The organism is Actinomadura sp. 3N407, from assembly GCF_052245875.1.
Classification (GTDB): Bacteria; Actinomycetota; Actinomycetes; order Streptosporangiales; family Streptosporangiaceae; genus Spirillospora.
In genome coordinates this window covers 245,124-267,996 of the sequence record NZ_JBQQBP010000006.1, presented here as the reverse complement: position 1 = coordinate 267,996, position 22,873 = coordinate 245,124, and the positions used below count along the sequence as shown (strand labels likewise).

At 71.5% G+C, this 22,873-nt stretch carries 23 protein-coding genes and 1 pseudogene; 12 read left to right on the top strand and 12 right to left on the bottom strand.

Going from position 1 to position 22,873, the window contains the following annotated elements; all coding sequences use genetic code 11:
* Positions 1-64 precede the first annotated feature (64 nt).
* Genes ACTWPP_RS17700 through cutA form a run of 4 tightly spaced genes read left to right on the top strand, consistent with a single transcriptional unit; the run spans position 65 to position 5,335 of the window.
* The gene (locus tag ACTWPP_RS17700; protein WP_443105358.1) at positions 65-1,528 is read left to right on the top strand and encodes a uracil-xanthine permease family protein; all 1,464 of its coding nucleotides are present in this window, start codon (positions 65-67) and stop codon (positions 1,526-1,528) included.
* A 12-nt stretch (positions 1,529-1,540) separates the two neighbouring features.
* Positions 1,541-2,404 (top strand): FAD binding domain-containing protein, encoded by an 864-nt coding sequence (locus tag ACTWPP_RS17695; RefSeq protein WP_443105357.1) that lies wholly within the window; start codon positions 1,541-1,543, stop codon positions 2,402-2,404.
* A complete protein-coding gene (locus tag ACTWPP_RS17690) occupies positions 2,404-2,943 on the top strand; it encodes a (2Fe-2S)-binding protein (protein ID WP_443105356.1) in 540 nt (179 codons plus the stop codon). Before ACTWPP_RS17695 ends, ACTWPP_RS17690 begins: the two co-directional genes overlap by 1 nt.
* Complete coding sequence (gene cutA / locus ACTWPP_RS17685) at positions 2,921-5,335, top strand: aerobic carbon-monoxide dehydrogenase large subunit (protein ID WP_443105355.1); 2,415 nt, start codon at positions 2,921-2,923, stop codon at positions 5,333-5,335. Before ACTWPP_RS17690 ends, cutA begins: the two co-directional genes overlap by 23 nt.
* Positions 5,336-5,514: 179 nt before the next feature.
* On the opposite strand, the gene ACTWPP_RS17680 is transcribed toward cutA, so the two are convergent.
* Positions 5,515-6,357, bottom strand: coding sequence for a polysaccharide deacetylase family protein (locus ACTWPP_RS17680; protein ID WP_443105354.1), 843 nt, complete (start codon positions 6,355-6,357; stop codon positions 5,515-5,517).
* Positions 6,358-6,571: 214 nt separating this feature from the next.
* Here ACTWPP_RS17680 and ACTWPP_RS17675 point away from each other — a divergent pair, with 214 nt between their 5' ends.
* Complete coding sequence (locus ACTWPP_RS17675; protein ID WP_443105353.1) at positions 6,572-7,243, top strand: SRPBCC family protein; 672 nt, start codon at positions 6,572-6,574, stop codon at positions 7,241-7,243.
* Positions 7,244-7,361: 118 nt separating this feature from the next.
* Here the strand turns inward: ACTWPP_RS17675 and ACTWPP_RS17670 are convergent, their stop codons facing one another.
* Complete coding sequence (locus ACTWPP_RS17670; protein WP_443105352.1) at positions 7,362-7,736, bottom strand: FKBP-type peptidyl-prolyl cis-trans isomerase; 375 nt, start codon at positions 7,734-7,736, stop codon at positions 7,362-7,364.
* A gap of 144 nt (positions 7,737-7,880) precedes the next feature.
* Between ACTWPP_RS17670 and ACTWPP_RS17665 the strand changes: the two genes are divergently transcribed.
* A complete protein-coding gene (locus tag ACTWPP_RS17665; protein WP_443105351.1) occupies positions 7,881-9,950 on the top strand; it encodes a hydantoinase/oxoprolinase family protein in 2,070 nt (689 codons plus the stop codon).
* Positions 9,947-11,758, top strand: coding sequence for a hydantoinase B/oxoprolinase family protein (locus ACTWPP_RS17660; protein ID WP_443105350.1), 1,812 nt, complete (start codon positions 9,947-9,949; stop codon positions 11,756-11,758). Before ACTWPP_RS17665 ends, ACTWPP_RS17660 begins: the two co-directional genes overlap by 4 nt.
* Here ACTWPP_RS17660 and ACTWPP_RS17655 read toward each other — a convergent pair.
* The 3 genes from ACTWPP_RS17655 to ACTWPP_RS17645 are packed head-to-tail and all read right to left on the bottom strand — an operon-like array spanning position 11,707 to position 13,256.
* Entirely contained in the window at positions 11,707-12,060 is a 354-nt protein-coding gene (locus tag ACTWPP_RS17655; protein WP_443105349.1) for a hypothetical protein, read from the bottom strand. The genes ACTWPP_RS17660 and ACTWPP_RS17655 overlap by 52 nt on opposite strands.
* A gap of 8 nt (positions 12,061-12,068) precedes the next feature.
* Positions 12,069-12,806: a tetratricopeptide repeat protein gene (locus ACTWPP_RS17650; protein WP_443105348.1), complete on the bottom strand. Its 738-nt coding sequence runs from the start codon at positions 12,804-12,806 to the stop codon at positions 12,069-12,071.
* Positions 12,807-12,866: 60 nt separating this feature from the next.
* Positions 12,867-13,256 carry an ATP-binding protein gene (locus ACTWPP_RS17645; protein WP_443105347.1) on the bottom strand — a complete coding sequence of 130 codons (390 nt, stop codon included), beginning with the start codon at positions 13,254-13,256 and terminating at the stop codon, positions 12,867-12,869.
* Positions 13,257-13,396: 140 nt separating this feature from the next.
* On the opposite strand from ACTWPP_RS17645, the gene ACTWPP_RS17640 reads away from it, so the two are divergent.
* Together ACTWPP_RS17640 and ACTWPP_RS17635 are read left to right on the top strand one after the other, a co-directional pair.
* On the top strand, positions 13,397-14,212 hold the full coding sequence (locus ACTWPP_RS17640; protein ID WP_443105346.1) for a helix-turn-helix domain-containing protein: 816 nt from the start codon (positions 13,397-13,399) through the stop codon (positions 14,210-14,212).
* The gene (locus tag ACTWPP_RS17635) at positions 14,209-14,388 is read left to right on the top strand and encodes a DUF397 domain-containing protein (protein ID WP_443105345.1); all 180 of its coding nucleotides are present in this window, start codon (positions 14,209-14,211) and stop codon (positions 14,386-14,388) included. The genes ACTWPP_RS17640 and ACTWPP_RS17635 overlap by 4 nt, the downstream gene beginning before the upstream one ends.
* Here ACTWPP_RS17635 and ACTWPP_RS17630 read toward each other — a convergent pair.
* Positions 14,385-15,050 carry a response regulator transcription factor gene (locus tag ACTWPP_RS17630; protein ID WP_443105344.1) on the bottom strand — a complete coding sequence of 222 codons (666 nt, stop codon included), beginning with the start codon at positions 15,048-15,050 and terminating at the stop codon, positions 14,385-14,387. The genes ACTWPP_RS17635 and ACTWPP_RS17630 overlap by 4 nt on opposite strands.
* Positions 15,047-16,195, bottom strand: a complete 1,149-nt coding sequence (locus ACTWPP_RS17625) for a sensor histidine kinase (protein ID WP_443105343.1) — start codon at positions 16,193-16,195, stop codon at positions 15,047-15,049. Before ACTWPP_RS17625 ends, ACTWPP_RS17630 begins: the two co-directional genes overlap by 4 nt.
* Before the next feature lie 160 nt (positions 16,196-16,355).
* On the opposite strand from ACTWPP_RS17625, the gene ACTWPP_RS17620 reads away from it, so the two are divergent.
* Positions 16,356-16,571, top strand: coding sequence for a hypothetical protein (locus tag ACTWPP_RS17620; protein ID WP_443105342.1), 216 nt, complete (start codon positions 16,356-16,358; stop codon positions 16,569-16,571).
* An 82-nt stretch (positions 16,572-16,653) separates the two neighbouring features.
* On the opposite strand, the gene ACTWPP_RS17615 is transcribed toward ACTWPP_RS17620, so the two are convergent.
* The 5 genes and pseudogenes from ACTWPP_RS17615 to ACTWPP_RS17595 form a co-directional block, all read right to left on the bottom strand.
* Positions 16,654-17,091: a hypothetical protein gene (locus tag ACTWPP_RS17615; protein WP_443105341.1), complete on the bottom strand. Its 438-nt coding sequence runs from the start codon at positions 17,089-17,091 to the stop codon at positions 16,654-16,656.
* A 143-nt stretch (positions 17,092-17,234) separates the two neighbouring features.
* Positions 17,235-17,837: a dihydrofolate reductase family protein gene (locus ACTWPP_RS17610; RefSeq protein WP_443105340.1), complete on the bottom strand. Its 603-nt coding sequence runs from the start codon at positions 17,835-17,837 to the stop codon at positions 17,235-17,237.
* Between the two features lie 346 nt (positions 17,838-18,183).
* Positions 18,184-18,510: pseudogene (locus tag ACTWPP_RS17605) on the bottom strand (DUF6597 domain-containing transcriptional factor); the annotation flags it as partial.
* A 43-nt stretch (positions 18,511-18,553) separates the two neighbouring features.
* Positions 18,554-19,411: an alpha/beta fold hydrolase gene (locus tag ACTWPP_RS17600; protein ID WP_443105581.1), complete on the bottom strand. Its 858-nt coding sequence runs from the start codon at positions 19,409-19,411 to the stop codon at positions 18,554-18,556.
* A gap of 146 nt (positions 19,412-19,557) precedes the next feature.
* Positions 19,558-20,202 carry a uridine kinase family protein gene (locus ACTWPP_RS17595; RefSeq protein ID WP_443105339.1) on the bottom strand — a complete coding sequence of 215 codons (645 nt, stop codon included), beginning with the start codon at positions 20,200-20,202 and terminating at the stop codon, positions 19,558-19,560.
* Positions 20,203-20,237: 35 nt separating this feature from the next.
* On the opposite strand from ACTWPP_RS17595, the gene ACTWPP_RS17590 reads away from it, so the two are divergent.
* On the top strand, positions 20,238-21,395 hold the full coding sequence (locus tag ACTWPP_RS17590; protein ID WP_443105338.1) for a CaiB/BaiF CoA transferase family protein: 1,158 nt from the start codon (positions 20,238-20,240) through the stop codon (positions 21,393-21,395).
* Positions 21,395-22,795 (top strand): acyl-CoA synthetase, encoded by a 1,401-nt coding sequence (locus ACTWPP_RS17585; RefSeq protein WP_443105337.1) that lies wholly within the window; start codon positions 21,395-21,397, stop codon positions 22,793-22,795. Before ACTWPP_RS17590 ends, ACTWPP_RS17585 begins: the two co-directional genes overlap by 1 nt.
* Positions 22,796-22,873 lie beyond the last annotated feature (78 nt).

The following is a 22,873-nucleotide window of genomic DNA, read 5'->3' as shown; positions in this document are numbered from 1 at the left end:
GCCCACCAGGGTAGATCTACCTTGCCCGCAGGAACGCGGTCGGTTGAGCAGGGAGGGGCCCCCGATGGTGATCGGCTGGAGGCTGCACGGCGACGGACGCACACCGCCGCCCGGCGAGGTGGTCAGACCCGACGAGCGGCTGTCGTGGCCGCGCACCGCGGGCATCGGGGCCCAGCATGTGGTGGCGATGTTCGGGGCGACGTTCGTGTTCCCCGTCGTGATGGGCCTCGACCCCAACCTGGCCATCATGATGTCCGGGGTCGCGACGGTCCTGTTCCTGCTGATCGTCGGCGGTCAGGTGCCGAGCTACCTCGGCACGAGCGCGTCGTTCGTCGGCGCGGTCGCGGCGATCCGCGCGGCGGGCGGCGACAGCGCCACCGTGACCGGCGCGATCCTCGTCGCGGGCCTCGTGCTCGCGGGGGCGGGCGTGCTGATCCATTTCGTGGGCGGCGACGTCATCCACCGGATCTTCCCGCCGGTGGTGACCGGCGCCGTGGTCATGCTGATCGGGTTCAACCTGGCCCCGGTGGTCGCCACCGTCTACTGGCCGCAGGACCAGTGGGTGGCGCTGGCGACGCTGGCCTTCGCAGTGCTGTGCGCGGTGCTGCTGCGCGGGTTCTGGGCGCGCATCACGATCCTGCTGGCGCTGGTGTTCGGCTATGTCCTGTCGTGGGTCCTCGACAAGGTCGTCGGTTCGATCACCTCGGTGCTGCCCGGTCAGAACCTGCTGGACGCGTCGGGCCGGCCGTGCGCGGCGGAGGGGCCCTACTGCGTCGCGACCCCGTTCGCGCACGACCGGGTCGACTTCTCCGGCGTGGAGTCGGCCAGCTGGTTCGGGTTCCCCAGCCTGCACGGCCCCGACTTCAAGACCTCGGCGATCCTGCTGGCGCTGCCGGCGGTGATCGCGCTGATCGCGGAGAACACCGGGCACGTCAAGGCCGTGTCGGCGATGACCGGTGACGACCTCGATCCCGTCCTCGGCCGCGCCATCGCCGCCGACGGCGTCGGCACCGTCCTGGCCTCCTCGGTCGGCGGCTCGCCCACCACCACCTACGCCGAGAACATCGGCGTGATGGCCGCGACGCGGATCTACTCGACGGCCGCGTACTACGTCGCCGCGGCCGTGGCGATCCTGTTCGGGCTGTGCCCCAAGTTCGGCGCGCTGGTCGCCGCGACACCCGGCGGCGTCCTCGGCGGCATCACCGTCGTGCTGTACGGGATGATCGGCCTGCTCGGCGCGAAGATCTGGGTCGAGAACCGGGTGGACTTCGCCGACCCCGTCAACCTCGTCCCGGTGGCGGCCGCGATCATCCTGGCGATCGGGAACGTGACACTTCAGATCACCGACGACTTCCCGCTGCAGGGCATCGCGCTCGGTACCATCGCGGTCCTGCTCGGGTACCACGTCCTGAACGCGGTGCGCAGGCCGAGCGGGTCGGGCGGCGGCATCATCGCGCCGTCGGAGAAGGAGATCGGCGGCCCGGTCCGCCACCCGAAGAAGGAAGCGCCCGGCACCGAGACCGGCTGAGGGGACCGCGCAGTGAAGCCACCGCCGTTCGGCTACCACGCCCCGTCCACCCTGGACGAGGCGCTGGACGCGCTCGCCGCCGCACCGTCGGGCAAGGTCCTCGCCGGCGGCCAGAGCCTCATCCCGCTGCTCAACATGCGGCTCGCCGCCCCGTCCGAACTCGTCGACATCAACCGCGTCGACGGACTCGACACCGTCCACGCGGGGGACGGGGGCGTGCGGGTCGGCGCGCTCGCCCGGCACGCGCGGGTGGAGCGGTCGGCGGAGGCCGCCGCCGTCCAGCCGCTGCTCGCGCAGGCGCTCCGGCACGTCGCGCATCCCGTCATCCGCAACCGGGGCACGGTCGTCGGGAGCCTCGCGCACGCCGATCCCGCCGGGGAGATGCCCGCCGTGCTGGCGGTCCTCGGCGGGACGGTCGAGGCGGCGTCCGCGCGGGGACGCCGGACGATCCCGGCCGCGGAGTTCTTCAGGGGGCCGCTGGAGTCGGCGCTGGAACCCGGCGAGCTGGCCGTCTCCGCGTTCTTCCCGGCCGCGCCGCCGCGCACCGGCACCGCGTTCGCCGAGACGGCGCGGCGGCACGGCGACTACGCGCTCACCGGGGTCGCCGCCGTCGTCACCCTGGACGAGGACCTGCGGGTGTCGGCCGCCCGCGCCGGGTACCTCGGAATCTCCGCGGTCCCGCTCGTCCTCGACCTGACCGGCGCGGCGGGCCCGCACGGCGACTGGGCGGCGGCCGCCGCGCACGTCCGGGAACGCGTCGACCCCGAAGCCGACATCCACGCGGGCGCCGAGTACCGGCGGCACCTGACCGGCGTGCTCACCGAGCGCGCCCTGACGATCGCGGCGCACGAGGCGCCGCGGAAGGCGGGAGATTGATGGAGGAGAGCTTCGAGGTCGCGCTGACCGTCAACGGGACGCACCGCACGGCCCGCGTCCCCGCGAGGCGGCTGCTGTCGGACCTGCTCCGGCACGACCTCGGGCTCACCGGCACCCACGTCGGCTGCGAGCACGGCGTCTGCGGCTGCTGCACCGTCCTGCTGGACGGCGAGCCGGTGCGGTCGTGCCTGATGTTCGCCGTCACCGCCTCCGGGCACGAGATCACGACCGTCGAGGGCCTCGCCGCCGAGGACGGGACGCCGTCACCCGTCCAGCGGGCCTTCCGCGAATGCCACGGCCTGCAGTGCGGCTTCTGCACGCCCGGGTTCCTCTGCACGGTCACGGCGCTGCTGCGCGAGACGCCGCGTCCGACGGAGGACCAGGTCCTTGAGGGGATCTCCGGGAACCTGTGCCGCTGCACCGGCTACCAGAACATCGTCAAGTCGGTGCACCGCGCCGCCGACCTGCTCGCGGAGCCGGTCGAAGAAGCAGCCGGTCGAAGAAGGGGAGAACCAGATGGGGACGCGGGTCTTCGGTGAGCCGGTCGAGCGCCGCGAGGACGGCAGGCTCCTCACCGGAAGGGGCCGCTACCTGGACGACCTCGGGCACGACGCCCTCGCGGCGGCGTTCGTGCGGTCCCCGCACGCGCACGCCCGGATCGCCGACATCGACGTGTCGGGGGCCATCGACGTCGACGGCCTCGTCGCCGTCCACACGTGGGAGGACCTGCCGGGCCGGGTCGGGGAGCCGCTGCCGCTGCTGATCCCGCACCCGTCCCTCACCCACGGCCGCACCGGCTACCCGCTCGCCCGCGACGTCGTCCGGCACGTCGGGGAGCCCGTCGCGATGGTCGTCGCCCGCGACCGCTACCTGGCCGAGGACGCCGCCGAACGCATCCGCGTGGAGTACGAGACGCTGCCCGCCGTCGTCGGCATCGAGGCCGCCTCCCGGGCCGGGCATCTCGTCCACGACGATGTGCCGGGCAACGTCGGCGCCGTCCTGACCCAGGAGAACGGGGACGCCGCCGCCGCGATCGACGCCGCCCCGCACGTGCTGGAGTTCAGCCTCGCGATCGAGCGCAGCGCCTCCATGCCCCTCGAAGGACGCGGCGTCTACGCGCGTTGGGACGCCGACGACGGGTCGCTGCGCGTGTACTCGTCCACGCAGGCGTCCACCAGCGTGCGCGCCGCGATCGCCGCGCGGCTCGGGCTGCCGAACGGCAAGGTCGAGGTGATCGCGCCGGACGTCGGCGGCGGCTTCGGCGTCAAGATCGTCCACCCGTGGCCGGAGGAGATCCTCGTCCCGTGGGCGGCGCGGCTGCTGGACCGCGAGATCAAGTGGACCGAGGACCGCCGCGAGCACTTCGTGTCCGCCGCCCACGAGCGCGGCCAGCTCCAGGACGTGCGGGTCGGGTTCGACGACGACGGCCGCATCCTCGGCCTGGACGTCAGGATCCGGCACGACCACGGCGCCTACACCCCTTACGGGATCATCATCCCGATCGTCACGTCCACCCAGCTCCTCGGCCCGTACAAGATCGGCGCGTACCGGGCGGAGGTCGTCAGCCTCTACACCAACACCCTCATCGTCACCCCGTACCGGGGTGCGGGCCGCCCGCAGGGCGTGTTCTGCATGGAGCGGACGATGGACCGCGTCGCCCGCCACCTCGGCCGCGACCGCGCCGACGTGCGCGCCGCGAACTTCATCCAGCCCGACGAGTTCCCCTACGACCAGGGCCTCACGTTCCAGGACGGCCGCCCCCTCATCTACGATTCGGGCGACTACCCGGAGCTGCTCCGCAAGGCGCGGGACCTGATCGGCTGGGACGGCTTCGACGCCGAACGCGCCGCCGCGGCGTCCCGGGGCCGCCGCCTCGGCATCGGCCTCGGCGTCTACGTCGAGGGGACGGGCGTCGGCCCGTACGAGGGCGGGCACGTCGAGATCGACACCGCCGGCCGGGTGCACGTCTCCACCGGGCTGACCTCGCAGGGCCAGGGACACGAGACGGTCTTCGCGCAGATCGCCGCCGCCGAGCTCGGCGTCCCCATCGAGGACGTGCACGTGACGACGGGCGACACCCGCCGGTTCGGGTACGCGGTCGGGACGTTCGCGTCCCGCGCGGCGGTCATGAGCGGCAACGCGATCGCGCTCGCCGCCCGGAAGGTGCGCGACAAGGCGCTGCGCATCGCCGGCGAGGCCCTCGAGGCCGATCCCCGCGACCTCGACATCACCGACGGCGTCGTGCACGTGCGGGGCGACCCGTCGTCGGCGGTCCCGCTGCGGACGGTCGCGGTGCTGTCGAACCCGCTGCGGTACGCGTTCGACGAGGAGGCCGCGGCGGCGACGCAGTTCGCGGTCGGCCGCCCCGTCACCGAGCCGCCCGTCGCGGCCGGGGACGAGCCGGGGCTGGAGGGACGCGACTACTACTCGCCCGTCCGGTCCACGTTCGCGGCCGGGGCGCACGCCGCGATCGTGGAGGTCGACCCCGACACGGCGGAGATCGCCGTCCTGCGGTACGCGGTCGTCCACGACTGCGGGCGGCTCATCAACCCGATGGTGGTCGAGGGGCAGATCCACGGCGGCGTCGCGCAGGGCATCGGCGGCGCGCTGTACGAGCGGATGGTCTACGACGAGTCGGGGCAGCTTCTGAACGCCTCGTTCATGGACTTCCTTATGCCGTACGCGACGGAGATCCCCCGCATCGAGACCGACCATCTGGAGACGCCGTCGCCGCTGAACCCCCTGGGCATCAAGGGCGCGGGGGAGGCGGGCGTCATCCCGGTGTCGGCGGTGATCGCCTCGGCGATCGAGGACGCGGAGGGCGTCCGCGTGGACTCGATGCCGATCTCCCCGGACGCGCTCTACATGCTCCGCCGGCGCGCCGCGAGCGACCCGTCCCTACGCGTCCGGGAAGGCGTCCGCGCGGGTTGACCGGGGGTTGCCGGCGCGGTTGGCTCGGCCGGAGTTCAGCAGGTGGGGGACCTCGACCGGGGGGTGCTGGCGGGGTTGGCTCGGGGAGCGGGGGACCTCAACCCCGCCAGCGTGTTGACGATAGTGAAGGGCCGCCTTTGCGTTCGGCGTAACCGGGATTCCTCCGGGAAGGTCGGCTTTCAGCCGTGCGCGGGCTTGTCGGGGACGTTGCCGCCGAGGGATTTCGGCAGGTAGTTCTCCACGGCGGCGGGCCGGAAGCCGGCCTGCTCGATCCACTTCAGGATCATCTGGAGCTGCTGGGCGAGGCCCTTGCGGTAGTGCATGAGGACGATGTCGCCAGGCTTGAAGCCTTTGCCGCCGTCGCTGCGCGCGAAGCCGTTGAAGCCGACGCCGGGGCCGGACGTGCCGTTGTAGAACTCCGCCGACCACAGCAGGATCGACTTGATGCCGCACTCCTTGGCCATCTGGCGGGTGGTCTCGTTGAAGCTGCCGAACGGGGGGCGGAAGATTCCGGGGCGGCGCCCGTACTGCTTCTGGATCTCGTCGGACGCCTCGCAGATCTCCTTCTTCTGCGCGTCGGCACCGAGCGTCGCCATGTTGGGGTGGTTGACGGTGTGGTTCTCCATCACCGAGCCCGCGTTGCGCATGGCCCAGAAGTACTGTCCCTGGCCCTTGATGTAGGTGGAGGTCAGGAACGTCATCATGGGAACCTTTTCCTTGCGGACGAGGTTCACGAACTCGGCGTCGTAGGTGTAGCCGTCGTCGATGGTGAGGAAGACGACGCGGTCCTGCGTCTTGATGCTCTTGATGACCGGGGGGAGCCCGTCCTTGGAGGGTTCCGGCATCGTCCAGGAGCCGGGTTTCGGCGTCGCCCACGTCCGGTCGCCGAGCACCGAGGCGAGCTGGGTGCGCATCGGCGGTCCGGAGTCGCCCGCGAGGGCGGTCGCGACGGGCCAGCCGCCCGCGGCCACGCCGAGCACTCCGGCGGCCGCCATGGTGATGACGGGCGTCTTCCCTCGCATCTGCCGCGTACTCCGTTCAGTTGGTGGGGGTCGGTCGTTCGGGGGTTGCGCTTCGGTTGACGCGCCGGTGGCGACCGGAGTTCGCAGCCGACGAAACCTGCCGGACATATCTGACCATTTCCGGGCGCCCTCCGGGTAGCTTCGCCCAAACCTCGGCGTGGACTCGGCAGATGTTGCCGTTCGGCGCGGCGGCGGCATTACCTAAAGTCGGGTCATGCAGCTCAACGGCAGTGCCACCGTCGCCGCGCCGCTCGCCCGCGTGTGGGACGCGCTTCAGGATCCGGCCGTTCTGGCCAGGACGATCCCCGGGTGCCGTTCCCTGGAGGAGACGGGTCCCGACACCTACCGCATGACCGTCTCGGCGGGCGTCGCCTCGATCCAGGGCACGTACGTGGGGCAGGTCGAACTCGCCGAACCCGATCCGCCGTCCTCGTTCGTCCTGCGGGCACGGGGGCAGGGGGCGCCGGGGACGGTGGACGCCACGGTCCGTGTGCGGCTCACCGACGGCGACGGCTCGACGCGGATCGACTACGACGCGGACGCGGTCGTGGGCGGGATGGTCGGCGGCGTCGGCCAGCGGATGCTGGGAAGCGTCGCCAAACGCACCGCCGGCGAGTTCTTCGCCGCCGTCGAACGCGACCTCACCGCGCCGGCACCCGCGCCTGGGGCTGCCGCCGCGGCACCCGGGCCCGCCGCGCCACCGGCACCGGGGGCCCCGGCCGGGACCGGCGCGGCAGGCGCGGTCTACGCGGGACGCGCCGCGGCCGAGCCGGAGCGGGCGTCCGTGGCCTGGCCGATGGCCGTCGCGTTCGGCTCCGGCGGCGCCGTCGCCCTCGCCGGGGTCGCGCTCGGCTACCTCTTGGGCCGCCGCTCCCGCACCCGCTGACCGGCATCGGTGCCGCACGTGGCGCACGCGCCGCGCGTGCCGCCGTCCTGGAACGGCGACGGCGGGCGACCCGGGGCGGTTCTCACCGCGGGTCGCCCGCCGTTCTGCAATGCCCGGGTCAGCTCACGCCCACCAGGTCGACGACGAAGATGAGCGTCTCGCCGGGCTTGATGGCGGGGCTCGGGCTGCGGTCGCCGTAGGCGAGGTGCGGCGGGATGACGAGCTTGCGGCGGCCGCCGACCTTCATGCCGGCGATGCCCATGTCCCAGCCCTTGATGACGCGGCCGCTGCCGAGCTGGAAGTCGAGGGTGGAACCCCGGTTCCAGGACGCGTCGAACTCCTCGCCGGTGGACCACGACACGCCGACGTAGTGCATCGACACGTTCGAGCCCTTGGCGGCCTCGGGGCCGTCGCCCTCGCTGATGTCGGTGATGTCGAGGTACTCGGGCGGCCGGCCCTCGGGGAAGTCGATCTCGGGGCGTTCAAGCGCCATGAACGGGCTCCAGCGGTCTCGTGGATTGCGTCGGTCGGATGGACGGTTCAGCCTAGTCCCAACGCGGCCTGACGAAAGAACGCCGCGTCCATTGGCAGATCACGACGGTTCCGCAGGTGGGCGCCGTCCGGTAGACCCTTGACCATGGCGAGGCGGCTGCGGATCGGGATCGACACGGGCGGGACGTTCACCGACGTCGTCGCACTGGACATGGACGCGCCGGGGGACGGGGGAGGGCTCGTCACCACCAAGACGCCCTCGACGCCCGCCGACCCCGCGGAGGGATTCGCGGCCGGCGTCGGCAAGGTGCTGGGCCTGCTCGGCGCGGGACCGGAGGACGTGGCGTCGCTGTCGCACGGCACGACGGTCGCGACGAACCGGCTGCTGGAGGACCGGATCGACGACCTCGGGTTCATCACCACCGAGGGGTTCGAGTCGGTCCTGGAGATCGCGCGGCAGAGCGTCCCGGACGGGTACGGCAACAGCTACTTCTGGGTGAAGCCGCCGCGGATCGTCCCGGTGCACCGGGTGCGGGCGGTCGGCGGCCGGCTCGACCACACCGGCGCGGAGCTGCGCCCCTTCGACGAGGAGTCGGCGGTCGCGGCGGCGCGCTGGTTCCGCGACGCGGGGATCCTCGCGATCGGCGTGTGCTTCCTGCACTCCTACGCCGACCCGTCGCACGAGCTGGCGATGCGGGACGTGCTGGCCCGCGAGCATCCGGACGCGGTGGTGTCGCTGTCGTGCGAGGTGCTGCGCGAGTACCGCGAGTACGAGCGGTCGGTGACGACGCTCGTGGACGCCGCCGTCAAACCGGCGATGAACGGCTACCTGGCGCGGATCGCCGAACGCGTCGCGGCCCGCCTGCTGGTGATGAAGAGCAACGGGGGCGTGCTGTCGGCGGAGGAGGTGGCCCGGCAGCCGATCACGACGGTGCTGTCCGGCCCGGCGGCGGGGGCGCTCGGCGCCGCGTTCGTCGTGGCCCACCGTGGTCATGGGACAGGGGGCCACGGCTCCGTCGTCACGCTGGACGGCGGCGGGACGTCCACGGACGTCGCCGTCGTCCTGGACGGCGAGCCGACCCTCACGACCGAGGGGACGATCGGGCGGCATCCCGTCAAGATACCGATGATCGACATCGTGACCGTCGGGGCGGGCGGCGGCTCGGTCGCGTGGCGGTCGCCCGAGGGCGCGCTGAAGGTCGGGCCGCGCAGCGCCGGCGCCGACCCCGGCCCGCTCTGCTACGGGCGCGGCGGCACCGAGGTGACGGTCACCGACGCCCACGCCGTCCTCGGCCGCATCCCGCCGCACCTCCTCGGCGGTGAGGTCCCCCTGGACGTGGACGCCGCCCGGACCGGCGTCGAAGCCCTCGCGGAACGGCTGGGCCTGCCGTTCGAGCGCGCCGCCGCCGGCGTCCTGGAGATCTCGGCGTGGAACCAGGCGAACGCCATCCGGCAGATCACCGTGAAGCGTGGCCTGGACGTCCGCGACTACCCCCTCGTCGCGTTCGGCGGGTCCGGGCCGCTGCTCGCGTGCCGGCTGCTCGACGTCCTCGGGCTGCCCGCCGCCGTCATCCCGGAGAACCCCGGCAACCTGTCGGCGTTCGGGCTGCTCACGGTGGACGTGAAGAACGACTGCGTCCGGACGCGCGTCGTCCGAGACGCCGAACTCGACCCCGCGCTGCTGGACGGCGTCTACGCCGACCTCGAAGGGGAGGCCGCCGGCGCCCTCGAACGCGAGGGGTTCGCGGAGGACGGGCGCCGCTTCGCCCGCTCCGCCGACCTGCGGTACTACGGGCAGGCGTTCGAGGTGCGGGTCCCCGCGCCCGCCGGGCCCCCGGACGAGACGTTCCGCGCCGAGGTGGTCCGCCGGTTCCACGACGCCCACGAGGCCCTCTACGGCTACTGCTACCGCGACGATCCCCGGCATCCCGTCGAATGGGTCAACCTGCGGGTCTCCGGCATCGGCCCGATCGCCCGCCCCCGCGTGACGGAACGTCCGCCCGGGGACGGCGACGCGTCGCGCGCACGTACCGGGACGCGGCCCGTCCACTTCGACGCCTGGGAGGAGACGGCCGTCTACCGGCGCGAGAAACTCGCGCCCGGCGACGTCGTCGAGGGCCCGGCCGTCATCGAGGAGTTCGGCTCGACGCTGCCGCTGCACCCCGGCTTCACCGCGAAACCCGACGGCTACGGCAACCTGGTGGTGACCCGATGATCGACCCGATCCTCCTGGAGATCGTCGAGGGCACGCTCGCGTCGGTGGAACGCGAGGTGGAGACGGCCATCGCGCGGACGGCCCGCTCCCCGATGATCCGGGACGCGCACGACTTCCGCGCGGGCATCCACGACCGCCGCCTCCGCAAGCTCACCGGCCGCTCGTACTCCGCGCTCGTCCAGCCGGTCGCCCGCGACTTCCCGCCAGAGGAGATGCGCCCGGGGGACGTGTTCTTCCACAACGACGTGTACCTGTCGGAAGGCGGCATCGGGCACCTCCCCGACCTGTGCGTGACGGTCCCGGTGTTCCACGACGGCGAGGTGGTCGCGTTCGTCCAGGCGTTCGGCCACCACGACGACATCGGCGGCGCCGTCCCCGGCTCGATGCCGAGCCACGCCCGCAGCGCGTTCGAGGAGGGGCTGATGGTCCCGCCGATCAAGCTCTGGGATCAGGGCGTCCCGAACCGGGCCGCCCTGACCATCATGACCCGCAACTCGCGCATGCCCGACTCCCTCGCCGGCGACCTGGACGCCGAATGCTCGGCCTGCCTCATGGGCGCCCGCCGCCTGGGCGACCTGTTCACCCGCTACGGCCGCGCCGACATCGAGGCGTGCTTCGACGCCGTCATCGACAAGACCACCGAGACGTTCCGCCGCGAACTGCTCTCCAAGATCCCGGACGGGACGTTCGTCTGGGAGGACTACGCCGAACACGACGGCGTGGACCCGCCCCGCCTGCACGCCCAGCGCATCACGCTGACCGTCGACAAGACGGCGGACGTCCCGCTCATCATCGACTTCGCGGGAACGTCCCCGCAGGCCAAGGGCCCCATCAACCACGCGGGCGACTACGCCGACGGGGTCTTCCTGAAGAAGTGGCTGGCGCCCGTCCTGCGGAACCTGGCCGACACCCCCGAACGCGCCGCCGAACTGGACGTCAACGAAGGCGTCGTACCCCTCATCGAGATGCGCTTCCCGGAGAAGGGCACACTCCTGACGCCCGTCTTCCCGGCCCCGACCAACGCCCGCACGTTCGTCATCCTGCGCCTCCTCGGCGTCCTCGCGGGCGTTCTGGCCAAGGCCACGGGCGGCCGGATGCCCGCCGACCAGGAGACGATCCGCTACACAGGCGTCTACGGCGAGGACGACCGCGGCCCCTACCTGATGCGCGAGGTCCTCGGCGGCGGCTCCGGCGGCCGCTACTACGCCGACGGCGAGGACACCATCCACGTCGTGCCCGACTCCCGCAACATCCCCGCCGAGTTCGCCGAGGCCCGCTGGCCGTTCATCGTCGAGCGTCTCGGACTGGCCGCCGACTCCGGCGGACCGGGGGAGTACCGCGGCGGCCTCGGCTACGACAAGCACCTGCGCATGCTCCGCGACGCCCACTACATGTCGATCGCCGACCGCTCGATCCTGTCCTGCTGGGGCGTCAACGGGGGCCGCGCGGGACGTCCGTTCCGCGTCGACATCGACGGCGAGGAGATGGAGGGCCTCGTGGACGACCATCCCGTCAAGGCCGGCCAGATCATCCGCATCCGCACCACGGGCGGCGGCGGGTGGGGCGACCCCCTGAACCGCGCCCCGTCCCGCGTGGCCGGCGACGTCCGCGACGGCAAGGTCTCAGCCGAAGGCGCCCGCACCGACTACGGCGTAGTGCTGAACGACGGCCACGTCGACGAGGAAGCGACCACGGCCCTGCGCGTGCGCCTACGCGCCGAACGAGCCCCCACCCCGTTCTTCGACCGGGGACCCGGCTACCCGGAACTCTCCGGGGGACGCCCGTCCGCCGACCTCGACACCCTCTGAAAGCCTCGTTGAGGCTGTTTCCAGTACCGGAACATCAGCGAGACACGGCCGTCCGCACCGAACGAGTTGATCGGCCGTGACGAGTCGACGAGATAGCGCGGTTCGTCCCACTGCTGCGCCACGACCGCCAGGGGACTGTCGGCGACGAGAATCCACGTGGCCTTGCCGCTCGCGATCGAGGCGAGGAAGTGCCGGTCAAGGAGGTACGCCACTACGTCGGACAGGGACGTCTCGGGTGGCAGATCGATCGTCTCAGCATGGGGGAGGACATCGTCGCCCATGGCGACGCTGCTGCGATCCACATTGATCATCATTGCCCGGCGGCCGTTCGTGCCCGCCAGGTCTCGGCCTCGTCCGCACGGCCGGTCCGCGTCAGCAGGCCGGTGAGCAGTTCCACGGCGCCGGCATGTCCCTTCTCGGCCGCGGCGGTGAGCCACGACTCGGCCTCCGGAAGGTCGTCCGCCTCCAGCTTCAGGCGTCCGAGGTTGGCCATCCCATCGATGCTGCCGACGGTGGCGGCCTCACGGAACCACCGCTCGGCCTCCGCGTTGCTCCCCCGGAGGACGTACTGGATGGCCAGGTTGTTCATCGCGATGTCGAAACCGGCCTCGGCGGCGCGCCGATACCAGTCCATCGCCTCCTCGCGGAGACCGGCGCGGCTGAGGACGGAACCCAGGTTGTTCATCGCCGGGACGTGACCCGCCTCCGCCGCGCGGCGATACCAGCGTTCCGCCTCCTGGGGCAGGGACCGTCCCAGCTCGTACATCGCCCACGGGTCTCCGTCCTGGGCGGCGCGGCCGAGCCAGGTCACGGCGTCGCTGTCCCGGCCCGCCTCCCAGGCGAGCCACACCATGCACTTGACGGAGGCGAGGTCGCCGTCCCCGGCCGCCGGACGGAAGTGGTCCTCGGCTTCCTCGACCAGTCCGAACCCGGCCAGCCGCGCGCACCAGGCGGGTGCTGCGTTCGTGTCGTCCTCGGCCGCCGCCTGCTTCAGTGCGATCACCGCCGCCGGCCCGATCCCCTTTGAGAGCCTGTCATCAACGCTCATCCCGCCAACCTACTGAAGCGATTTCTCTGACTTGCCGGTTTCAGGGGACTGGTGCCCATTTCATGGAACGATTCGGGCCCATACCCATTTTCCGCCGTTGGGGTCGCGGGTCACGTCGCATGCGGCGGAGAGCGCCCGGACGATGTGCAGACCCCAGCCGCCGTTGTCGTCGAACGCGTCCTCGGAGAGGTCGAGGGTTTCGAGGCTGAGGTCGACCCTGGGCTTGATCCAGGGGAGGTCGGGGCCGCCGTCCCAGACGGCGATGATGATCCCGTGCGCGTCGCGGCTGAGCTGGAGGCGCAGCTCCCTGTGCGGGGTCTGCTCGGCCGCGTTGGTGACGAGCTCCGAGACGACGAGAAGTGCATTGTCCAGAATGTGAAAGTAGTTCCATTTGCGGATCCGCGCGTCGACAAGTGTGCGCGCGAGCCCCACTGAGGCCGGTGTGCCCATAAGGGGGATGATCAAGTCCCCGGTCGCCGTCGTCACCATCGTCCCGTCCTTGCCTCGGTTTCCGATTTCCTGTGACAAGGATCACGAGGTATGTCTAACCTTCTGGTGTACTCGCGAAATCTGAAAACCAAGGAGACGCGATGCCCTCCGTTCGCGAACCCCTGGACCCTCGGGTCTCGATGTGGCACTTCCTGTCCTTCTTCATGCGTTTCATGAGGGAGAAGGCCGGCCTTTCCCTTGCTCAGTGCGGTGAGATCATCGGGGCTGCTCGATCCACTGTTTCCAACCTGGAGGCAGGCAGGCGTCGCCCTCAAGACGATCAAATGCGACTGCTCGACAAGCACTACGGGACAGGTCTGCTTTTTCAGCTTATTCTCTGGTTTGCCCGAATGGCGCATGACCCGGACTGGGCACGTCAGTGTATGGAGTACGAGAAGCAGTCCACGGCGATCAAGACCTACCACGGGAAGGCGATCCCTCGCCCCTTCCAGACCGAGGGATACATTCGCACGATGCTCGAAACGGAGACGACCAAGGACATCGAGGACGAGATTGCCACGCGTGTGGAGCGGCAACGCTTGATTTTGGAGCGCTCGGACGCGCCTACGCTGTGGATGCTCGTTGACGAAAGCGTGCTGGCATGTCCCATCGGTGGTTCGGAGGTCATGAGGCACCAACTGAAGCACCTGCTCAACATGGCGGGCCAGCCGAACGTCATCATGCGGATCGTGCCGACTGCGGCTGGCGCTCACCACGGATTCGACGGGCCGTTCCAGGTCATTTGCCTGCCAGAGCGGGACGTCGCCTACGCCGGTGCCCAGAACGGCGGACGCTTGATCGAGGGACCCATCGAGGTGAGGGACTTTTCGACTAAGTTCGAACGTATCGGGGCGAAGGCCCTCCCCGAAGACGCCTCACGTGCCCTCATCGAGCAGTACTTGGAGCAGTACTCATGATCGTTTACTGGCGGAAGAGCAGTTACAGCGGTGGCATTAGTGACCAGCAGTGCGTAGAGCTGGGACGACTCGCGCCGGGTATTGGAGTGCGTGACTCGAAGGATCCGGGTGGTGGGCATCTCAGGTTGACCGTTGCTCAGTTCGCTGCGCTGGTGGATGGGATCAAGCGGCGCTAGGGCGAGTCCTCTCCGGCGTCGTGGACCAGGAGGGCGATCTGGACGCGGTTGTTCAGGTCGAGTTTGGTCAGCGTGCGCGAGATGTGGGTCTTGACCGTGGCCAGGCTCATGTGGAGTTCGGCCGCGATCTCGGCGTTCGAGCTTCCCCGGGCGATGGCGTAGGCCACCTCACGTTCGCGTTGGCCGAGGGCGGCGAGACGGGCGCGGGCCGTGCGTGCGTGCCGCTTCGTCCCGTCCGACATCTGGGCGATGAGCTGCCGCGTCACGGCCGGGGACAGCACCGGATCGCCTGCCGCCACCTTCCGCACCGCCCGGACGATCTCCTGGGGCGCGCTGTCTTTCAGCACGAAGCCGGCGGCGCCCGCACGCAGGGCCTCCAGGATGTTCTCGTCCGTGTTGAACGTGGTCAGCACGATGACGTCCGGCGGCCGCTCCCGCCCGCGCAGTGCCCGGGTCGCCGCGAGCCCGTCGACGCCGGGCATCCGGATGTCCATGAGCACGACGTCGGGGGAGTGCGCCTCGACCAGCGGGGGCACCTCGGCGCCGTCGGCGGCCTCGGCGGCGACCTCGATGTCGGGTGCGCCGCCGAGCATGATGCGCAGCCCGGCCCGGACGAGGGGGTCGTCGTCCACCAGGAGGACGCGGATGGCGGGCGTGTTCACCGGTCCCCTGCACGCTCGTGAACCGCGGGCGCGGCGGTGTCGGGGCGGGCCGGCCATGGCAGCCACGCGCGGAGCCGGAAGCCGGCGCCGTCCCGGCCGTGCTCCAGCCGCCCGCCGACGAGCCTGGCGCGTTCCGCCAGGCCGATGAGCCCCTGACCCGCGCCGGGCACGGCGATGCCGGGTTCGATCGCCGCGGGGTTGGTGACCTCGACCGTGAGTCCTTCGTCGGGGCCGCCGCGTACCGTCACGGCGGCCTCGGTGCCGGGCGCGTGTTTGCGGGCGTTCGTCAGGCCCTCCTGAACGATGCGGTACGCGGTGCGGCCCGCGATGGCGGGCACGGCCGGCGCGTCCACCCGCTGGTCCAGGGTGACCCGCATGCCCGCCGTCCGCGACTCCTCCGCCAGCCGGTCCAGGTCGGCGAGGGTCGGCTGCGGGCGCCCCTGGTCCTCGGGCGCGCGTAGGACGCCGATGACCTCCCGGAGATCCTCCAGCGCCTGGTGCGCGCTGTCCCGGATGACTCTGGCGGCACCTTCGATCTCGGCGGGCGGTGCTCCGGGGTTGAACTCCAGCGCGCCCGCATGAACGCTCAGCAGCGACAGCCGGTGCGCGAGGACGTCGTGCATCTCCCGGGCGATGTCCTCCCGCACCTGCCTGCGCGCCTCGGCGGCCACCTGCTCGGCCCGCTCCCGCAGGAACACGGCGAGCTGCCGCTGCGCCCGCACGAACAGGCCCCAGCCGACGACCCCGGCGACCAGCGAGAAGAACGCGATGGCGGAGCCGGTCCGGTGGTCCTCCATGTCCGGCGCGCGGGCGAGGAACAGCGGCAGCGGGGCGAAGGCCAGCGCGGACACCCAGGCCGTCGTGCGGACGGGACGCTGCGCCGCGACGGTGAACAGCGCGATCAGGGTCGGGCCCGTCACCAGGTGCGCGAACGTCCCGGTCACGAGCAGTGCCACGGCGAGGTGCACCGGCCACCGCCGCCGCAGGAACAGCGCCGCGCAGGCGAGCGCGCCCGTGATCTGGTCGGCGATCACCCGTGTGGGACCCACGCCCTGCGTCACGGTGTCGAAGGCGATCACGGAGAAGCCCGCGGCGAGGAGGAAGAGACCGATGTCGATGAGCCAGTCCCGGGTGGTGCGGCGCATAGTCCAGGAACCTACTTCGGCGCCTGCCGCGTTTGTGCACCGCGGCGCGAAGGCGAGACCGTCGGATGACAGACGGGGACGTGATCCGCGACTTTGGTCTGCACCGGTCGATCCCGTCGACCGATGGCGGCCCCCGGAACGGGCTCTCTAGCTTCGGGGCATGAAGGGTCTTCTCGGTTTCCTGTGCTTTGTTCTGCTCGCCCAGGGCGTCGGTGGTCTCGTGCAGGAACTCGCCGGCACAGGGCCCCACCTGTGGGGCCTCACTCACAAGATCGGTTTCCTGGACGACCACCAGATCTACGCCAACATCGGCCTGATCGTGCTGGGCCTGGCGGTGGGCGCCGCAGCCGACTCGGCGGGACGCCGTGAACCCTAGCCGCGAGGGAGTGCGCGCGGAGGCCGATCTCGGCGTCGTCCGGGCACTGTGGACGACGTCGGGACCGGCGGCTCCCGCGTGGTCAGGGACGGCTGATCATGCGGATGACGAGCTGGCCGACGACGACGTAGAGGAGCGCCGCCAGCCCGTAGTTCAGGACGACCCCGAGCTTGGCGTCGTCCGGGGTGAAGACGTCTCCCAGACCGAGCACCAGGACCTTCGCGAGGTCGTAGATGCCGTTGACGAAGCCGTTGCCCTGGTTGGCCTCGAAGACGACGAACACGATGTGCAGCGCGAAGACCGCCGCGACGAAGCCGGTGACCAGGCGAACCACGGCGACGACGGCTCCGGCGCCGTCACGGCGGCGGTAGTCGCCGCGGCGGGGCTGCTGATAGGGGTCGTTGCCCTGGTAGGGCGGGGGGTTGTGCGGCCCTGGGCCGTACGGCGGAGGGTTGTGCGGCCCGTGGCCATAGGGGGTGGGCCCCTGGGGGCCGTGACCGTATGGGGGAGGATGCGACATGACTCCGCATTGTAGGGGTGTGAGCACTTACCGCCACCCCGTGCGTGGTTCATTCTTGCGGCGGTCCCGCCGCGTTCCCGAGAGGGCCGATTCCACGGCGGGACGAGCCGCGGCGGGACGAGCCGGTGACCGCCCCCGGTCGATCAGGTGGAGGTGGTGCAGCCGTAGATGAGGTGGGTCACGCCGGTTCCTTCGACGACTCGTGGATCCTGGAGCCGTACGGGTGTGTTCGCCAGCTTGTCGAAATAGCGGACGCCGCTGCCGAGCAGGACCGGCGTGAGGTCGATGCTGATCTCGTCCAGCAGCCGGGCGTTGAGGCACTGCTGGGTGACGTCGGCTCCGCTGACCGCCACGATCCGGTCGCCGGCATGGGCCTTGGCCTGCGACACGGCCGCCTCGACGCCGCCTTCGGTGACGAACGTGAAGGGTGTCCCCGGGCGCGGCCAGCCGTCCGGGATCGTGTGCGTCACGACGAACGTCTGGACGCCGAGCGGCGGTTCACCGCCCCACCCCCCGGCGAGGTCGAACGTCCGCCGGCCCGCGATCAGCGCCCCGACCCGCGCCCAGGTCTCGGACAGCAGCTCGGCACTGGCCTTGGAGACGCGGTTGGGCGACTCGGTGCCGTCCGGCATCCGTATCGGTGCGTCGCCGTTGTCGTACCAGCTGAAGACCTCGCTCACCCCGTCGGAGGGATCGGCGACGAAGCCGTCGAGCGAGACCGACATGTTCGCTATGACCTTTGCCATCCCAAGCCTCCTGGTCGGATTCGAGCTCGCGCGCCTCGCCGCGAGATCCCTCACCGTATGGCCGCGCGAAGGGCTCGTCTTGTAAAAAATCACTCGGTGGGCAACGGACCGAGATCCAGGGCGTGACCAGGGTTCTCGGCGAGGAAACGGCGACGCAGCCGCAGATAGTCCGTCGGGCTGTGGCCGGTGAACGCACCACGTTCGGATCATCCGGTGCGTCCAGGAGGCGGGCCCGCAGCAGCTTCTCCAGCAGGGCCAGCGCCGCCCGCGTGTTCGGGGCGGCGTGGAGCCGTTCACGAAGCTCGGCGGCGAAACGTCCCCAGACCGCCTCCAGGGGCACGACCCGATCGCGCAGTTCGGACAAGGGGCTCCCAAGGAACGGGTAGACGCCACCCGGTTTGAAATGCACGCCGACGAGCCGGACGGACCGCGGCCAGTCGACCGTGTAGTACCTGGTCCACAGGGCCATGCACCAGCTGTCGACGCATGCCGCGGGGGGCGCGGCCGGTATCTCATCGTGCATGTGGAACGGCTCACCCAGGTTCACCATCAGGTTCTCCGATGGCATGGGCGGCACCTTCATGCGCGAATACGGCGCGGGTCCCGCCAGGTAGTAGAGATCGTCGATGAGGGCGTCGAGCGGCGGGCCCGGTATCCGGCGGACGTAGTCCATGGGGTCAGCATCCCCGACCGGCATCGACTGGTTCCAGAAGTCTTCACGGTCGGTCCTGGGCGCCCTCTGTTCGCCCTGGTGCCGTGAACTTCGCAGTGAGGTGGGCCATCAGCCGCGCGGGGGCGTCCTCCTGGAGGAGGTGACCGGCTCCCTCGATCCAGTGAAGCTCGGCGTGCGGGATCCTCTCGTGCAGCCACCGGGCGTACTGCGGGGGAAGGATGCGGTCCTCGCGACCCCAGACGAGACGAACCGGCAGCGACACCTCGCCCAGCAAATGCTCGTATTCGGCCGTGTCCACCTGCTTGATCTGGCTGTACTGGCGGTAGAACGCGGCCTGCCCTTCGGCGCCCCGCCACGGTGTGAGGAAGGCGTCGAGGACTCCTGGGCGGAAGCCGGCATGCGTGGCGTGGCGTAGGTGGCTGGCCACCAGCGCCTCGTGGACGTAATCGGGAAGCTGATGGAAGACCTCCGCCTGCTCGAGGATGAGCCGGAAGAGGCCTCTCTCCCACTGGCCGCCGCTCACCGCGTCGAAGAGGGTGAGATCTCCGAAGGTCGCCCCTTCCAGCAGCAGCGCCCGCAACGCGACCGCTCCGCCGACGTCGTGCGCGACAACACTCGGACGGGACAGCCCCCAGTGGTCGAGGAGCCGCCTGAAGTTCCTGGCGTGAGCCGCCAGGCTGAGGTCCTGGCCTTCGCGTTGGTCCGACCGGCCGAACCCGAGGTGGTCGAAAACGAAGACCTTGCGGGTCAGAGCGAGCGCCGGCCCGATGTCCCGCCACAGGAAGGACGAATACGGGGTGCCGTGCACGAGCACGACCGGGTCGCCGTCGCCCATGCCCGCCCACCGCACGACCCCGTCAGGCGTCTCGAACTCTTCGCCCAGCGTCCAGTCCACGGCCATCCTCCTGCTCGCCCCCTGCTCGCTCGGATACGGCACTACCGCCATCCCCGTGGACGAAACCGCCAACGGCCGGCTGGTCAGGACGCCGCAAGCCATGGCCGCGCCGGGGAACCGGTTCCGGCGGTGCCGCATCGAAGGCGGCCATCTCACATGGAGCCCCTCGCAGCGGACGGCCAGGTTGAGAAGTGGTGCTGGGTGAGGGTGGTGCCGTCCACGAGGAGGTCGGAGCGGGCGCGGGTGGCGTCGGCGGTGAAGTGAGCCTTTTCGCGGGTGGCCCAGGCGTCCCAGGCGCCGGCGTACTCGGGGCCGTCGCGGTCGAGGGCCCGGGCCCGGCGGAGGTCGTGCGGCGCGTCGATCCAGATGCGGTAGGCGGCGGGCGACGCCGCCCAGGCCGCGCCGACGCCTTCGATGATGACGACGGGTGCGGGCGGGATCTCCTCCTCCGGGCCGTAGCGGTCGTGGTGCCAGTCATAGCGGCGCAGGACGGCGGGACGGCCGTCCCGGAGGGGGGTCAGGACCGTTTCGCGGAGGGGCCGCCACCAGGTGAGCGGGTCCGCGTCCCAGGGGACGCTGAAGTCGTCCGACCGCACGACCGGCGCGCCGACCCCGCCCTCCGGAGCGGCCCCTGCGCTGGAGAGGACGGCGGCCAGATGGTCGGTGAACGTCGACTTGCCGGCGCCGCTCGGGCCGTCGACCGCGACGAGCCGCACGGGGCCGCAGGACGGCGGCAGTGCGAGCAGGCGCACCGCGAGCGCGGGGTAGGTCAGGGCGGCGTCAGGCACTGACGGCATACTTCCAGGTGCCGGCCCCCCGAAGGAGGACGTCCTTGCCCGGACCGCTCGAAGACGTTGTGATCGTCGACCTCAGCCGCGTGGTGGCGGGCCCGCAGGCCACGATGACGCTCGCCGACCTCGGCGCCAGAGTGATCAAGGTCGAGCAGCCGGGCGGCGGGGACGAGACCCGGGGCTGGGGGCCGCCGTTCGCGGGCGACGACCAGGTCAGCACCTACTACCTGTCGATCAACCGCAACAAGGAGTCGATCACCCTCGACCTGAAGGCCGCCGACGGCAAGGACACCCTGGCGAGACTGGTGCGGCACGCCGACGTGCTCGTGGAGAACTTCCGGCCGGGCGTCCTCGACCGGCTCGGCTTCCCGGTGGAGCGGCTGCACGAGCTGAACCCCGGCCTGATCGTCCTGTCGATCACCGGGTTCGGGCACGACGGGCCGGAGGGCGGACGTCCCGGCTACGACGCGATCATGCAGGGCGAGGCGGGCATCATGAGCGTGACGGGGCCGCCGGGCACGCCCAGCAAGGTCGGGCTGTCGATCGCCGACGTCCTCGCCGCCGGCAACGGCGTCGCCGGGGTGCTGGCCGCCCTGTACGAGCGGACCCGCACCGGGCGGGGCACGGTCGTCCGCACGTCGCTGCTCGCGTCGGTGGTCGGCGCGCACATGTTCCAGGGGACGCGCTGGACCGTCGCCCGCGACGTCCCCGAGTCCGTCGGCAACGACCATCCGTCGATCGCCCCGTACGGGACGTTCCGCTGCAAGGACGGGCAGATCCAGATCGGCGTCGCCAACCAGAACCTCTGGCGCAGGTTCGCGCCGGTCGTCGGCCTCGACCCCGATGACCCCCGGTACGCGACGATCCCGGACCGGTCCGCCAACCGCGCCGAGCTGACCGCCGCGATCGAGCGGGTCCTGGACGGCGGCACCCGCGAAGCGTGGCTGGCGCGGCTGGACGAGGCGGGCGTCCCGGCCGGGGCGATCCGGTCGATCGACGAGGTGTACGAGTGGGAGCAGACCCGCTCCCAGGGCCTCGTGATCGAGGTCGACCACCCGCGGCTGGGGCCGATCGAGCTGCCGGGGCCGGCGCTGCGCTTCGACGGTGCACCGCCGCGTGAGCACACCGCGCCGCCGCTCCTCGGCGAGCACAATGACGCGGTACTGGCCTGGCTGGACGAACGCGAAAGGGGCGAGTGATGGACCTGCTCGGCGAGTCGGGCGGCCCGGTGCGGATCGCCGGACGGGAACTGGCGCGCGACGAACTGCTCGGCTGGGCGTCGGCCGTCGCGGCGGAGATCCGGGGCGCGGACGCCGTCGCCGTCCACGCCACCGCGACCCTGGAGACGGCCGCGGCCGTCGTCGGCGGCATCCTCGCGGGCGTCCCGGTCGTGCCGCTCCCGCCGGACTCCGGCCCCGCCGAACGCGCGCACATCCTGGGCGACTCGGGCGCGAGCCTGCTGCTGGCCGGGGGCGACGCGAAACCGGCGGACGGGGAACCGCCCCTCGTCCCGGTCGACACGCTCCCGCGCGACGGAAGCGAGCGGACCGGCGCCGGCGCCGAAGCGACCGCGATGATCCTCTACACGAGCGGGACGACCGGCGCCCCGAAGGGCGTGCTGATCTCGCGGGGCGCGATCGCCGCCGGGCTGGACGCCCTCGCCGAAGCCTGGGCGTGGACCCCCGACGACGTTCTCGTCCACGGACTGCCCCTCTTCCACGTGCACGGGCTCGTCCTCGGTGTCCTCGGGGCCCTCCGCGTGGGGTCGCCGCTCGTCCACACGGGACGTCCCAAGCCGGAGGCGTACGCGGCCGCGGCGCAGAACGACGGGGGGAGCCTGTTCTTCGGCGTCCCCACGGTCTGGTCGCGGACGGCGGCGGACCCGTCCACCGCGCAGGCTCTCCGTGGCGCGCGGCTGCTCGTCTCCGGCAGCGCACCGCTCCCGGTGCCCGTCTTCGAGCGGCTGTCGGAACTCACCGGGCACCGCCCGGTCGAGCGGTACGGCATGACCGAGACCCTCATCACGGTCAGCGCGCGCGCCGGCGGCGACCGGCGTCCCGGACACGTCGGCACGCCGCTGCCCGGTGTCGAGACCCGGCTGAGGGCCGAGGACGGCGGGCCCGTCCCGCACGACGGGGAGACGCCCGGTGAGCTGCACGTCCGGGCGCCGCTCCTGTTCAAGGGCTACCTCAACCGTCCCGACGCCACCGCCGAGTCGTTCACCGGGGACGGCTGGTTCCGCACCGGCGACATCGCCGCCATCGGCCCGGACGGCTGGCACCGGATCGTCGGCCGCGCGTCCACCGACCTCATCAAGAGCGGCGGCTACCGGATCGGCGCGGGCGAGATCGAGAACGCGCTGCTCGCGCACCCGGACGTCCGCGAGGCCGCCGTCGTCGGCACCCCCCACGACGACCTCGGCGAGCAGGTCACCGCGTACGTGGTCGCCGAAGGGGTGGGGGAGCGCCAGCTCATCGACTTCGTCGCCGAGCGCCTTTCGGTGCACAAGCGGCCCCGCGTGGTGCACCTGGTCGCCTCCCTGCCCCGCAACGCCATGGGCAAGGTCGTCAAGACCCGCCTGACCGACCCCACGCCCTAGAAATCCCACGCCCCTGGAAATCCCACGCCCTGGAAGAGGCGCCGCATGACGCCTGTCATGCCGGTCGGGTGACAGGCG